Annotated in this window: 10 protein-coding genes; 6 read left to right on the top strand and 4 right to left on the bottom strand. The window is 64.2% G+C overall.

What is annotated here, in order from left to right:
- The first annotated feature begins 30 nt into the window (after positions 1–30).
- The 5 genes from DPV79_RS33095 (at position 31) to DPV79_RS33115 (ending at position 7,568) form a co-directional block, all read left to right on the top strand.
- A complete protein-coding gene (locus DPV79_RS33095; protein WP_021162396.1) occupies positions 31–2,895 on the top strand; it encodes a 2-oxoglutarate dehydrogenase E1 component in 2,865 nt (954 codons plus the stop codon).
- Positions 2,896–3,030: 135 nt separating this feature from the next.
- On the top strand, positions 3,031–4,305 hold the full coding sequence (gene odhB, locus DPV79_RS33100; RefSeq protein ID WP_042977010.1) for a 2-oxoglutarate dehydrogenase complex dihydrolipoyllysine-residue succinyltransferase: 1,275 nt from the start codon (positions 3,031–3,033) through the stop codon (positions 4,303–4,305).
- An 81-nt stretch (positions 4,306–4,386) separates the two neighbouring features.
- Positions 4,387–5,817 carry a dihydrolipoyl dehydrogenase gene (gene lpdA / locus DPV79_RS33105; protein WP_048020748.1) on the top strand — a complete coding sequence of 477 codons (1,431 nt, stop codon included), beginning with the start codon at positions 4,387–4,389 and terminating at the stop codon, positions 5,815–5,817.
- A gap of 98 nt (positions 5,818–5,915) precedes the next feature.
- Positions 5,916–7,013, top strand: a complete 1,098-nt coding sequence (zapE, locus tag DPV79_RS33110) for a cell division protein ZapE (RefSeq protein WP_027787679.1) — start codon at positions 5,916–5,918, stop codon at positions 7,011–7,013.
- A 144-nt stretch (positions 7,014–7,157) separates the two neighbouring features.
- Positions 7,158–7,568: a transposase gene (locus DPV79_RS33115; RefSeq protein WP_059484293.1), complete on the top strand. Its 411-nt coding sequence runs from the start codon at positions 7,158–7,160 to the stop codon at positions 7,566–7,568.
- Between the two features lie 118 nt (positions 7,569–7,686).
- Here the strand turns inward: DPV79_RS33115 and DPV79_RS33120 are convergent, their stop codons facing one another.
- The 4 genes from DPV79_RS33120 to DPV79_RS33135 form a co-directional block, all read right to left on the bottom strand.
- Positions 7,687–8,148 (bottom strand): DUF2147 domain-containing protein, encoded by a 462-nt coding sequence (locus DPV79_RS33120; protein ID WP_021162390.1) that lies wholly within the window; start codon positions 8,146–8,148, stop codon positions 7,687–7,689.
- A 166-nt stretch (positions 8,149–8,314) separates the two neighbouring features.
- Positions 8,315–10,003, bottom strand: a complete 1,689-nt coding sequence (locus DPV79_RS33125; protein WP_021162389.1) for a ShlB/FhaC/HecB family hemolysin secretion/activation protein — start codon at positions 10,001–10,003, stop codon at positions 8,315–8,317.
- A gap of 144 nt (positions 10,004–10,147) precedes the next feature.
- A complete protein-coding gene (locus tag DPV79_RS33130; RefSeq protein ID WP_021162387.1) occupies positions 10,148–11,569 on the bottom strand; it encodes a collagen-like triple helix repeat-containing protein in 1,422 nt (473 codons plus the stop codon).
- Positions 11,570–11,609: 40 nt separating this feature from the next.
- Positions 11,610–13,358, bottom strand: a complete 1,749-nt coding sequence (locus DPV79_RS33135; protein ID WP_059855361.1) for a collagen-like triple helix repeat-containing protein — start codon at positions 13,356–13,358, stop codon at positions 11,610–11,612.
- Between the two features lie 678 nt (positions 13,359–14,036).
- Here DPV79_RS33135 and DPV79_RS33145 point away from each other — a divergent pair.
- Positions 14,037–14,255 (top strand): Flp family type IVb pilin, encoded by a 219-nt coding sequence (locus tag DPV79_RS33145; protein ID WP_021162462.1) that lies wholly within the window; start codon positions 14,037–14,039, stop codon positions 14,253–14,255.
- The last annotated feature ends 61 nt before the right edge of the window (positions 14,256–14,316 follow it).

Consider the following 14,316-nt stretch of genomic DNA (forward strand, 5'->3'; position numbering starts at 1 on the left):
TCGAGAAGCTCGAAGAAAGGTGAGCGTAAAATGTCAGATGTAATGAAGCAGTTTCAGCTGAACTCCTATCTGTTCGGCGGCAATGCTTCGTACGTTGAAGAACTGTACGATGCATACCTCAACAATCCGGCATCGGTGCCGGAGAACTGGCGAGAGTATTTCGACGCGCTGCAGAACGTGCCTGCAACGGACGGCTCGAATGCCAATGACGTCGCTCATTTCCCGATCGTCGAATCGTTCGCCGAGCGTGCGAAGGCCAATGCCTTCATCCCGCGCGAAAGCAGCACCAACCTTGCTGCGGCGCGCAAGCAAGTGCACGTGCAGTCCCTCATCAGCGCTTATCGCTTCCTCGGCTCGCAATGGGCCAATCTCGATCCCCTGAAGCGTCGCGAACGTCCCGCCATTCCCGAACTCGAACCCGCGTTCTACGACTTCTCCGAAGGCGACCTCGACCAGACGTACAGCGCAAGCAACCTGTATTTCGGTTTCGACCAGGCTTCGCTGCGCGACATCGTCAAGGGCCTGCGTGACACGTACTGCGGCACGATCGGCGCCGAGTACATGTACATCAGCGACCCGGAACAGAAACGCTGGTGGCAGGAGCGTCTGGAATCGACCCGCGCGACGCCGAACTTCTCGGCTGACGAGAAGAAGCACATCCTGAATCGCCTGACGGCCGCCGAAGGCCTCGAGCGTTACCTGCATACCAAGTACGTCGGCCAGAAGCGCTTCTCGCTCGAAGGCGGCGAAAGCTTCATCGCGGCGATGGACGAAGTCGTCCAGCACGCGGGCAAGCGCGGCGTGCAGGAAATCATCATCGGCATGGCGCACCGTGGCCGTCTGAACGTGCTGGTCAACACGCTGGGCAAGATGCCGGCCGACCTGTTCGCCGAATTCGAAGGCAAGCACGTCGACGACCTGCCGGCAGGTGACGTGAAGTACCACAAGGGCTTCTCGTCGGACGTGTCGACGGAAGGCGGCCCGGTCCACCTGTCGCTCGCGTTCAACCCGTCGCACCTCGAAATCGTGAACCCGGTGGTCGAAGGTTCCGCGAAGGCGCGGATGGATCGTCGCGGCGACGAAGACGGCCTGCAAGTGCTGCCGGTGCAGATCCACGGCGACGCGGCCTTCGCTGGCCAGGGCGTCGTGATGGAAACGCTGAACCTCGCGCAGACGCGCGGTTACGGCACGCACGGCACGCTGCACATCGTCATCAACAACCAGATCGGCTTCACGACGTCCGACCCGCGCGACGCGCGCTCGACGCTGTACTGTACCGACGTCGTCAAGATGATCGAGGCGCCGGTGCTGCACGTGAACGGCGACGATCCGGAAGCCGTGATCCTCGCGACGCAGATCGCGATCGACTACCGGATGCAGTTCCACAAGGATGTCGTGATCGACATCGTCTGCTTCCGCAAGCTGGGTCACAACGAGCAGGACACGCCGGCGGTCACGCAGCCGCTGATGTACAAGAAGATCGCACAGCACCCGGGCACCCGTGCGCTGTACGCCGAGAAGCTCGTGCAGCAGGGCGTGATCACCGCGGAAGACGCCGACAACTACGTGAAGGCGTACCGCAAGGCGATGGACGACGGTCACCACACGGTCGATCCGGTCCTGTCGAACTACAAGAGCAAGTACGCGGTCGACTGGGTTCCGTTCCTGAACCGCAAGTGGACGGATGCAGCCGACACGGCCGTGCCGCTCGCCGAACTGAAGCGCCTGGGCGAACGCATCACGACGGTCCCGGAAAACTTCAAGGTTCACCCGCTCGTCGAGCGCGTGATCAACGACCGCCGCAACATGGCGCGTGGCGACCAGCCGCTCGACTGGGGCATGGGTGAACACCTCGCGTTCGCGTCGCTCGTCGCATCGGGCTACTCGGTGCGCCTGACGGGCCAGGACTCGGGCCGCGGCACGTTCACGCACCGTCACGCGGTGCTGCACGACCAGAACCGCGAGCGCTGGAACGACGGCACGTACGTGCCGCTGCAGAACATCGCCGACGGTCAGGCGAAGTTCACGGTGATCGACTCGGTGCTGTCGGAAGAAGCGGTGCTGGGCTTCGAATACGGTTACTCGACCGCCGAGCCGAACACGCTCGTGCTGTGGGAAGCCCAGTTCGGCGACTTCGTCAACGGTGCGCAGGTCGTGATCGACCAGTTCATCTCGTCGGGCGAAGTGAAGTGGGGCCGCGTGTCGGGTCTGACGATGCTGCTGCCGCACGGCTACGAAGGCCAGGGTCCGGAACACTCGTCGACGCGTATCGAGCGTTTCCTGCAGCTGTGTGCCGATCACAACATGCAGGTCGTTCAACCGACGACGCCGGCGCAGATTTTCCACCTGCTGCGTCGCCAGATGATCCGCCTGTTCCGCAAGCCGCTGATCGTCGCAACGCCGAAGTCGCTGCTGCGCCACAAGGAAGCCGTGTCGGACCTGTCGGAACTCGCGAAGGGTTCGTTCCAGCCGGTGCTGGGCGAAACCGACGGCGGCATCGACGCGAAGAAGGTCAAGCGCGTGCTGGTGTGCTCGGGCCGCGTGTACTACGACCTCGTCGCGCACCGCCGCGAAGCGAAGGCGAACGACGTCGCGATCATCCGTATCGAGCAGCTGTATCCGTTCGCGCACAAGCAGTTCGAAGCCGAAATCAAGAAGTACGAGAACGCGACTGAAGTGGTCTGGGTGCAGGACGAGCCGCAGAACCAGGGCCCCTGGTTCTACGTCGAGCACCACCTGAAGGAAGGCATGAAGGAAGGGCAGAAGCTGGCATACAGCGGCCGTCCGGCTTCGGCCTCGCCGGCGGTTGGCTACTACGCGAAGCACTACGAGCAGCAGAAGGCCCTCATCGAAGGTGCTTTCGGCCGCCTGAAGAGCGCATCGATCGCGAAATAACCGACGGAAGCGAAACGGGAAGGCGCAGCGCGCTTTCCCGTCTCCTTTGGCTCGCCGGGCGCGCTGCGCGCCGCACCGGCCGAAGGAATCGCACGAACCTCGTCACACCCCAGATTAAGCATCCAGGAAAATCACATGGCTATCGTAGAAGTCAAAGTCCCCCAGCTTTCGGAGTCGGTTTCGGAAGCCACCATGCTGCAGTGGAAGAAGAAGCCGGGCGAAGCAGTCGCGCAGGACGAAATCCTGATCGAACTCGAGACCGACAAGGTCGTGCTCGAAGTGCCGGCACCGGCCGCGGGCGTGCTCGCGCAAGTGCTGCAGAACGACGGTGACACCGTCGTTGCCGATCAACTGATCGCTACGATCGATACGGAAGCGAAGGCAGGTGCAGCCGAAGCTGCTGCGGGCGCGGCCGAAGTCAAGCCGGCCGCAGCGCCTGCTGCAGCCGCACCGGCAGCACAGCCGGCTACCGCAACGGCATCGAGCTCGGCTACGGCATCGCCGGCCGCGTCGAAGCTGCTGGCAGAGAAGGGCCTGTCGGCGGGCGACGTCGCAGGTTCGGGCCGCGACGGCCGCGTCACGAAGGGCGACGCGCTGGCCGCGGGCAGCGCACCGAAGGCCGCTCCGGCTGCCGCACCGGCAAAGGCTGCGGCGAAGCCGTCGCTGCCGGAAGTGAAGGTGCCGGCGTCGGCGACGACGTGGCTCAACGACCGTCCGGAACAGCGCGTGCCGATGTCGCGTCTGCGTGCGCGTATCGCCGAGCGTCTGCTCGAATCGCAGCAGACCAACGCGATCCTGACGACGTTCAACGAAGTCAACATGGCTCCGGTCATGGAGCTGCGCAACAAGTACAAGGACAAGTTCGAGAAGGAACATGGCGTGAAGCTCGGCTTCATGTCGTTCTTCGTGAAGGCCGCTGTCCACGCACTGAAGAAGTTCCCGCTCGTGAACGCGTCGATCGACGGTAACGACATCGTCTACCACGGCTACTTCGACATCGGTATCGCCGTCGGCTCGCCGCGCGGCCTCGTCGTGCCGATCCTGCGCAACGCGGATCAACTGAGCCTCGCCGAGATCGAGAAGAAGATCGCCGAATTCGGCCAGAAGGCGAAGGACGGCAAGCTGTCGATCGAGGAAATGACGGGCGGTACGTTCTCGATCTCGAACGGCGGCGTGTTCGGCTCGATGCTGTCGACCCCGATCATCAACCCGCCGCAATCGGCCATCCTCGGCGTGCACGCGACGAAGGAGCGTCCGGTCGTTGAAAACGGCCAGATCGTGATCCGCCCGATCAACTACCTCGCGCTGTCGTACGACCACCGCATCATCGACGGCCGCGAAGCCGTGCTGTCGCTCGTCGCGATGAAGGATGCGCTGGAAGATCCGGCACGCCTGCTGCTCGACCTGTAAGCCGAGTCTCACTGCATCGACCCGTTCTGCACGTTCGCGCCCGCGCGCGAACGTGCAGGCGTACAAGTAGAAAGGATTGTCATGTCCAAGGAATTTGACGTCGTCGTGATCGGCGCCGGCCCCGGCGGCTACATCGCCGCGATTCGCGCCGCGCAGCTCGGCAAGACCGTTGCCTGTATCGAGAAGTGGAAGAACCCGGCCGGCGCGCTGAAGCTCGGCGGCACCTGCCTGAACGTCGGCTGCATCCCGTCGAAGGCGCTGCTCGCGTCGTCGGAAGAGTTCGAGAACGCGTCGCATCACCTGACCGACCACGGCATCACGGTCGACGGCGTGAAGATCGACGTCGCGAAGATGCTCGGCCGCAAGGACGCGATCGTCGAGAAGATGACGAGCGGGATCGAGTTCCTGTTCAAGAAGAACAAGATCACCTGGCTGAAGGGCCATGGCAAGTTCACCGGCAAGACCGACGCCGGCGTGCAGATCGAAGTGAGCGGCGAGGGTGAAACCGAAGTCGTCACCGCGAAGAACGTGATCATCGCGACGGGCTCGAAGGCGCGTCACCTGCCGGGCATCCCGGTCGACAACAAGATCGTGTCGGACAACGAAGGTGCGCTGACGTTCGACTCGGTGCCGAAGAAGCTCGCCGTGATCGGCGCAGGCGTGATCGGCCTCGAGCTCGGCTCGGTGTGGCGTCGCCTGGGTGCCGAAGTGACGGTGCTCGAGGCGCTGCCGGCATTCCTCGGCGCAGCCGACGAAGCGCTCGCGAAGGAAGCGGCCAAGCTGTTCAAGAAGCAGGGCCTCGACATCCATCTCGGCGTGAAGATCGGCGAAGTGAAGACGACCGCCGACGGCGTGTCGATCGCCTACACGGACAAGGACGGCAACGCGCAGACGCTCGACGCCGACCGCCTGATCGTGTCGGTCGGCCGCGTGCCGAACACCGACAACCTCGGCCTCGAGGCAATCGGCCTGAAGGCGAACGAGCGTGGCTTCATCGACGTGGACGACCACTGCCGCACGGCGGTGCCGAACGTCTACGCGATCGGCGACGTGGTGCGCGGCCCGATGCTCGCGCACAAGGCGGAAGACGAAGGCGTGCTGGTCGCGGAAGTGATCGACGGCCAGAAGCCGCACATCGACTACAACTGCATTCCGTGGGTGATCTACACGTACCCGGAAATCGCATGGGTCGGCAAGACGGAGCAGCAGCTGAAGGCGGAAGGCCGTGAGATCAAGTCGGGCAAGTTCCCGTTCTCGATCAACGGCCGCGCGCTCGGCATGAACGCGCCGGACGGTTTCGTGAAGATGATCGCGGATGCGAAGACCGACGAACTGCTCGGCGTGCACGTGATCGGCGCGAACGCGTCGGACCTGATCGCGGAAGCCGTGGTGGCGATGGAATTCAAGGCGGCGTCGGAAGACATCGCCCGTATCTGCCATCCGCACCCGTCGATGTCGGAAGTGATGCGCGAAGCGGCGCTCGCCGTCGACAAGCGCTCGCTGAACAGCTGAGCGCGGTATAGCGCCGGCCGGCCATCGGCCGGCGCAGCCGTCTCATGACGAGGGCGGGCGGGGTTTCCCGTCCGCCTTCGTTTTTTCCGGTTTGCCCGATGAACGTCACCGAATACTACACGCGCGAACTGACCACGCGCGGCTATCAGTCCGATCCCGCGCAGCGCGCGGCCGTCGATCGCCTGCAGCAATGTTTCGACGAGTGGGTCGAGTACAAGGCGCGCCGCTCGAACGCATTCAAGAAGCTCATCAATCATCCCGACCTCCCGCGCGGCGTCTACATGTGGGGCGGCGTCGGTCGCGGCAAGAGCTTCCTGATGGACAGCTTCTACGCGGTCGTGCCCGTGCAGCGCAAGACGCGCCTGCATTTCCACGAATTCATGCGCGAAGTCCACCGCGAGCTCGAGGAACTGAAAGGGCAGGCCGATCCGCTCGACGAACTCGCGCGGCGTATCGCGAAGCGCTACCGCCTGATCTGCTTCGACGAGTTCCACGTGTCGGACATTGCCGATGCGATGATCCTGTACCGTCTGCTCGACCGCCTGTTCAACAACGGCGTGCAGTTCGTGATGACGTCCAACTACGATCCCGACGACCTGTATCCGGACGGTCTGCATCGCGACCGCATGCTGCCGGCGATTGCGCTTATCAAGGACAAGCTCGACGTGCTGAACGTCGACGCGGGCGTCGATTATCGCCAGCGCACGCTCGCGCAGGTGAAGATGTATCACACGCCGCTCGGCGCGGACGCCGATCGCGAACTGCGCCATGCGTTCGGCAAGCTTGCGGCGGTACCCGATGAAAGCCCGCTCCTGCATATCGAGAAGCGTGAGCTGAAGGCGCTGCGCAAGGCGGACGGCGTCGTATGGTTCGATTTCGCGACGCTGTGCGGCGGCCCGCGTTCGCAGAACGACTATCTCGAACTCGCGAGCCGGTTCCACGCGATCGTGCTGTCCGAGGTACCGCAGATGTCGCCGCGGATGGCGTCCGAGGCGCGCCGCTTCACGTGGCTGATCGACGTGCTGTACGACCACAAGGTCAAGCTGCTGATGTCCGCGGCGGTGCCGGCGGAGCAGTTGTACGTCGAAGGTCCGATGGCCAACGAGTTTGCGCGTACGGTCTCGCGCATCGTCGAGATGCAGTCGAAGGAGTATCTCGAAACGCCGCGCCGCATCGTCGATACGTCGCTGACCTGAGTGCGATTTCCGGCAATTGGCGGTATTCAAACGTCAATTCCGGTCAAATTCAGGCGATCTCGGGGTATTTTCGGACTTGTCTTATATTCATGGTTGAGGTGAGCCGATATCGTTGTGTCATGGTTACCAAGGCTGGAGATGTCCATGACACCGTATCGCGATCTGACCGACCACGAGTGGCGCCGCGTCGCGCCGCTTCTGCCCGAAATGCAGCCGCGCACCGAGTTGCGCGGTCGGCCGCTGGCCAATACCCGTGCCGTGATGAACGGCGTGCTCTGGGTCATCTACAGCGGCGCAACGTGGTCGGCGATGCCGCGCCGTTACCCTTCGTATCAGACATGCCATCGCCGCTTCAAGGTCTGGCACGAGACGGGCACGCTGATGAGCGTGATGCGTGAACTCTACGGCGATTCGGGCGTGAACCTGTGCAATGAATTGTCGGTGCGGATGCGCAAGCATACGCAATCGAAGGCGGCGGAGGCGCGCAGCGGCGTGGTACCCGTGGGTCGCACGCCGGGCAGTTATGCGCCGGGTGCGATGAAGCACGCAGCCTGATGTCTGCTGTTTACTGCGTTGTTTGCGCCGACACGCGCACCAAAAGAAAACCGGCCTGACGAATTCATCGTCAGGCCGGTTTTTTCATCGAGCCGCGCGTTTCAGCGCGCGCCGCGCGTCATTGTTGGCGAACCCAGGTCTGCGAACGGCCGAGCAGTGATACACCGATATAACCGCGCACGACGAGTTTCTGGCCGCCGTCTTCGAGCGTCATCTTGCACTTGTAGACCTTGCCGTTCTCCGGGTCGAGAATGTTGCCGCCGTCCCAGTGGTCGCCTTCCTTCTTCATCGCCTTGATGATCGTCATGCCCTTGATGAGCTGATCCTTGCGCTCGTCCGTGCAGGCGGTGCAGCGGCGATCGGGCGTATCGTTCGCGCCGAGGCCCTTGACGACCTTGCCGGTCAGCGCACCGTCGCCGTCCTCGGCGATCTGCACGAGTGCCTTCGGCTGATGGGTGTTGTCGTCGATCGTCTGCCACATGCCGATGGGGCTGTCTGCCTGTGCGAACGTGGGGGCGGCGCAAGCGAGCAGTGCGCCGGCGAAGGCGATTGCACGCAACGGGCGGGTCAGTTGAATCATTGTCGTCCTCCTTGTTTTGCATGTCGTGTTCGATTTGCCCGCACGACCGTCTGCATGGGGCGGGCATGTTGCGAGCTTCGCCAGAATACGTGAAACCGCGCGCCACGTTTGATAGAGGGGGCTCTAATCGAAACAGCCTGCATGGCGCGGGCTGTTTGGTGACCGATCAGTTGAGCTGATACGAGAATGCGGCGTTGATGCGCGGGCTGCGTGATGCGCTTTCGACTGGCGCGTCACCCACCGGCTTCGCGACGTTCAGGTCGAGGCTGTAGAAGCGACTGTCCGTGAAACGCACACCGATGCCGACCGACGACATGCGGTTGGGCGACGGCGTGCCTGAATGCAGGTACACACGCGCCATGTCGTAGGCGATGTACGGCGTTACAGACTTCATATACGTCCAGCCCGGCGTGAAGCCACGGTTGACCTCCAGCGACATCCCCCATCCCGAGTCGCCCGACGCTTCGCCCGGCTGATAGCCGAGCGCGTAGCGCGTCGAGCCGAACGAGATCTGCTCGGACGTCGGCAGTGAGTCAGGGCTGTATTGCCCGGTCAGCGAGACTGACGTGCCGATCCGGAACGGCCATTCGTTGGTTTGCGTGAAGGTCGCGCCGGTACGGACAAAGGTCAGCGACGTCGGGTCGGCGTATGTAACCCCCACACCGTTAACCACGCCAGTCTGCGATTTCGATGCACCGAGGATGTCGAATGCCTTGGCGACGTTGACGCTCAGTTTTCGCACCTGCTTCGGTTCGACGCTCGTGTAGTCGAGCTGCAATTGCATCACGCGGACCTGTGACCGGTTTTCGAGGGTATTGCCGTTGGTCTGGCTTTGGTAGCGGTCTTCGTTGTGTGCGGCATAACCCGACACAGTGCCGAGCAAGCTGCGCTGGTTGTTCAGCAGTATCGGATAGGATGCCGAAAGACCAAGCTTCTCGTTCTTGACGGTGCGTTGGACGGACGACGGCAGGCCCGGATTGTCAGTAGGCTTGCCGCGATAGGTGCTTGCATCGAGGCGCGTGATCAGCCCGCTGCTGCCGACGGGCACCGCGCCGCTGAACGCGAAGTAGGTCTGCTTGTCACGCCCCGGCGGCGCCAGTGCGGAGATGCTCAGCTGCTCGCCGAACTTCGTGAGGCCGTTTTCGGTCGCGGTGATGAGGCCCTGTACGCCCGGGTGGTTGAAATCGATACCGGTGCTGACGTTGAATGCCTTGCGGTCGACGGCAAGTTCGAGCGTCGTGGCGCCGTCGGTGGTTTGCGGCGGTGGTACGTTCGCCTTCACCGTGAGGCCGGGCAAGAGGCCGAACGTGTTTACGTAGCGCTCGAACGTTGCGCGGCGCAGCGGGCGATCGTCGGTGATATGCGCTGCGATCGCGCGAATCTTCGATTCCATTGCCCCGGGCTTGCCGGTGACCTTGACGTCCGACACATAGCCTTCGACAACCGTGATGCGCACGACGCCGTTCTCGAACGTCTGCGCGGGAACAAACGCGAACGACAGCGCGTAACCGCGTTCCTGGTACAGCTTCGTCACGCCGTTGGCGGTTTCGATCAGATCGCCGATCGTGATGTCCTTGCCGACGAGGGGGGTGAAGCGACGCGAGATTTCCTCGAACGGTACCGACTTTACGCCTTCGACCTGGAAGGTCGTCGGTGTCAGGTGGCGCGACAGCAGCTCCTGCAGTTGCGGTGCCTGGGGCGCGACCTGCACGGTTACGTTCGGGCCGGTTTTCGGCGCGTTGATCTGGGGCAGGGAGTCGAGCGGGTTACCGCCGACGCGCGTTTGTGCCTGTGCCGTGCTGGCTGCCGCGATGGCGGCGAGCAGCATCATCCATCTGTCGAGTCTGGATTTCATTGTTCTTCCTCGTAGGCCTTGCTTTTCGTCTTCTTTGTAATGCCGGCGCGCGACACCAGGGTGCCGCGCGCCGCGTGCCGCAATGCCGGTTGTGTTTGTACGGTCGCACCCTCCGCTCCGGCTGCGAAGGTGCGACCGTCCTCCTTACTTGCCAACGCTACCCAGCGTACCCAGCAACCCCGTTACCGGTGCCAGCAGGCCCGTCGAGCCGCCGCCCGACGTTGCCGTTCCCGTGACGCTGCCGACCAGTGACGTGACCGGTGCGAGCGGGCTCGCTCCCCCGGATCCCGCTGCGCCGCCAACTGCTCCGGTGACAGTATTCAGCAAACCGGTGACAGGCGCGAGAGGGTTTGCACTGCCTGCGCCACCCGTTGCGCCGCCGAGCGTGCCCGTGACCGTCGACACGAGATTCGTGACGGGGGCGAGCGGGCCGCCGCTACCGCCCGCCGCACCGCTCAGTGCGCCGGTAACGGTGGAGACGAGGCCCGTGACGGGCGCGAGCGGGCTGCTGCCCGAACCGCCGGTCGCGCCGCCGAGTGCGCCCGTGAGCGAGCCGAGCGGCGTCGAGCCGAGACCCGACAGCAGGCCGCCGAGCGGATTCGTCGAGCCGGAACCCGACGACGTGCCGTTCTGCACGGTCGCCGTCGAGCCGCCGACGAGGCTCGTGATCAGGCCGGGGATCGGCGCCGCGCCGTTCGGGCCGTTCGGGTTGACGAGGCCGCCCGCGTTGGTCACGGTGTTGCCGACCGCCGTCACGAGCTGACCGACGTCGCCGACGAGCGGCTGGCTCGACGTGCCGCCAACCTGCTTGCCGGCCGAGCTGATCGCGCCGCCGACCTGGCCGAGCAGACCCGAGACGGGTTGGCCGAGGCCGGTCGTCGTGCCGACCTGTTGCGTGACCTGGCCTGCGGTAATCACGAGCGGCGTGATCGCCGAGCTGAGCGGCTGCGTCACTTGCTGCACGGCGCCCGACGACAGCGTCGAGCCGATCGTCGTGCCGGCAGCCGTCAAGCCATTGGCCACCGTGTCGAGCACGGTGCCGACTGGCGTCGTGACGGGCGCGAGCGGCGCGAGTTGCCCCGTGCCGAGCGCCTTGACCGTCGAGCTCAGGCCGGACACCGTGTTGCTCGTCGCGCCGACCACGTTGCCGAGGCCCGCGACGGTCGTGCCGACCGGATCCTTGGTCGTACCGATCTGTCCCAGCCCGTTGCTCACGGCATCGGCAGCTGCGCCGACGATCGTGCCCGTGCTGGAGAGCGTGCTGCCGACGCCCTTCGTCACACCGTCGCCGAGGCCGGGCACGGTGATGTTGCCGACCGTGCTGCCGAGGTCGGTGGCCGTCTGGCCAACCGTGCTGACGACGCCCTTGGTGCCGGTGGACGTGCCGCTGGTGCCGCTCGTGCTCGGTGTACCGCTCGTGCTGCTGGGGTTGTTGTTGCTGCTGGTCGGCGGCGAACTCACGCCGCCGCCGCCGCAGGCGGCCAGCAGGCAGGCTGCGGCGAAGGCCGTGAGGGGCACGCGCCACTGGTGCAGGGCGGCTGTCGTGAGAGAACGTTGCTGGGACATGATTGACTCCTCGCTGTCTTGTCGATTGATGGATGTTGGTTTACTTGCCGTGCGTGCCACCGAGCAGGCCGCCGATCAGCGACGTGACCGGTGCGAGCGGATTCGACGCCGAGCCCGAGTTCGTGACGGCGCCCGTGCCGCCGGTCAATGCCGGTGCGCCGACCGCGCTCGTTACCGTGGACACGACGTTCGTCACCGGGGCGAGCGGGCTGCTGCCGCCTGCGCCGCCTGTTGCGCCGCCGAGGGCGCCCGTCACGGTACCGAGCAGACCCGTGACCGGTGCGAGCGGGCCGCCGCTGCCACCTGCTGCGCCGCCGAGTGCGCCCGTGACCGTCGAGACGAGGCCGGTGACCGGCGCGAGCGGGCCGCCGCTGCCGCCTGCTGCGCCACCGAGTGCGCCCGTGACCGTCGAGACGAGGCCGGTGACCGGTGCCAGCGGGCCTCCACTGCCGCCAGCTGCGCCGCCGAGCGCGCCCGTGACTGTCGAGACGAGACCCGTGACCGGTGCGAGCGGGCCGCTGCCGCCGCCAGCTGCGCCGCCGAGCGCGCCCGTGACCGTCGAGACGAGACCCGTGACCGGTGCGAGCGGGCCGCTGCCGCCGCCTGCTGCGCCGCCGAGTGCGCCCGTGACCGTCGAGACGAGACCGGTGACCGGTGCGAGCGGGCCGCTGCCGCCACCCGTTGCGCCGCCGAGTGCGCCGGTGACCGTCGAGACGAGGCCGGTGAGCGGCGCGAGCGGGTTGGTTACGCCGCCGGTGCCGCCCGTGAGCAGGCCGCCGACGGCCTTCACGGTGTTGCCCGTCGACGAGACCGTGTTGCCAAGACCGGTCGTGACGGGGTTGCCGCCCGTCGACGCGAGCAGGGCGCCGGCCTGGTTCAGGCCGTTGCCGACCGTGCCGAGCAGCGTGTTGACGGGCGCGCCGAGGCCGGTTGCCGTGCCGATCGTCTGGGTCGTCTGGCCGACCATCGTCGTGATCGGCGTGATGGCGGAGCTGACCGTCTGCGTGACCTGCTGGATCGGGCCGGTCGACAGTGCGTTGGTGAGGGTATTGCCGCCGTTCGAGACGGCACCGCCGAGCGTCGACACGAGGCCGCCGACGGCGCCCGTGACCGGTGCGAGCGGCGAGAGCGGGCCGCTGCCGAGGCTCGAGACCAGGGTCCCCGTTTGCGTGACTGCGCTGCCGAGCTGGTTGACGACGCCACCCGTGCTGGCGAGCGTGGTGCCGACCGGGTCCTTCGTCGCGCCGAGCTGACCGAGACCGTTGCCGAGGCCATTGCCGAGTGCAGTCACTGCGCCGCCGACGCTTTGCACGATGCCGCCCGCGGCTTGTGTGGTGGCCGGGTTGACGCCCGGCAGCGTCTGGCTGCCGATGACGGAACCGAGGCCCGAGACGGTTCCGCCGACACCCGTCAAGATGTTGCTGCTGCTTGCGAGGACAGTTCCCACTGGGTTCGACGACACACCCGACGTACCGGACGTACCGGACGTGCCGCTCGTGCCCGACGTACCGCTGGTACCGGAGGTCCCGCTTGTGCCGGACGTACCGCTGGTACCCGAGGTGCCGCTGGTGCCGCTGGTACCCGAAGTTCCGCTCGTGCCCGACGAGCCCGAAGTTCCGCTCGTGCCGGACGTGGAGATCGTATCGCCGCCGCCCGAGCTCGAGCCGCCGCCAAGACCCTGGCTGATGGAACCCGAGCCGCCGCACGCGGAGAGGGAAAGCATGGCTGCAACGGTGGCCGCGATCAGAGTCGTCCGGAACACGCCATGAGGGATAACCTTAATGTCCATTTTGTCCTCGCATTAACATGTGTTGTGAACTGCGTTGTGTTGAGTGGTGCGAGGACTACTCTGCAACTGTCGTGCCATTTCGATGCCCGACGGTTCGGCAACAGGTTTTAAACGAGGCAATTCCTTGTCAGAAAAGGAAGTTATGGGAATTGAAAGATTGTTGAATCTGTTTAAGTGCAGACGAATGAGAACGATTTCGATCGTTTCGTAACGTAACGTCACAACATTGGCGTTACGCGTGCAACGTAACGTGGGAGGCCGAGCAGGCTTGGTGGACGAGGCAACTGTTTTACAGATGGATTAGGTGTGCACATCTAACCTATCGTAAATCCTATGTGTAAGTCGTACCGAAACGCCGTACAAATACGTTGTGCTCCTGGTCATTTTTTTCGATCCAAGTCGTTAAAAGAGGTTGGAACTTAAATAGGATCGGATATAGAATCCGAAGCAGATGTAAGGAAATGTACGGTTCGGTACACAACGTTCGAGGAGGGTTGCTATCGCGAATGTTAACTTGCATCAAATGGTGAGCCATGCCCCTCGGGGCAATCTATAAAGAAAGTGCACCTGGTTGTCGTTACAGCAGATGTGGCGAACAGCGCGGGGCAACCGGCCAGATATGCGGGGATGTATACGTATAAAAGGCCAACGAACGTAAATACAGGCACGAGGAATAAAATGAAAGCACTCATCAAGCGCTTCCTTAAGGAAGAAGACGGGGTTACCGCGATCGAGTATGGTCTGATTGCGGGTCTGATTGCTGTTGCAATCGTTGCCGGGGTGACGAACATCGGCAGCAGCCTCGGCAATATGTTCACTAATCTTGGCACTTGCGTGTCCTCCCCTTCGGCTACCAACTGTTCTGCCAACGCGATCCGGGCAACCCCGGCGGGCTAAGCTGACCACTTCTTTTTCGGAAGTCGTCTTGGCGCAGTAGCGGGCGGATTGCTTCGGTAAT

Origin of the sequence: Burkholderia reimsis (assembly GCF_003294055.1) — a bacterium.
Taxonomy (GTDB): domain Bacteria; phylum Pseudomonadota; class Gammaproteobacteria; order Burkholderiales; family Burkholderiaceae; genus Burkholderia; species Burkholderia cepacia.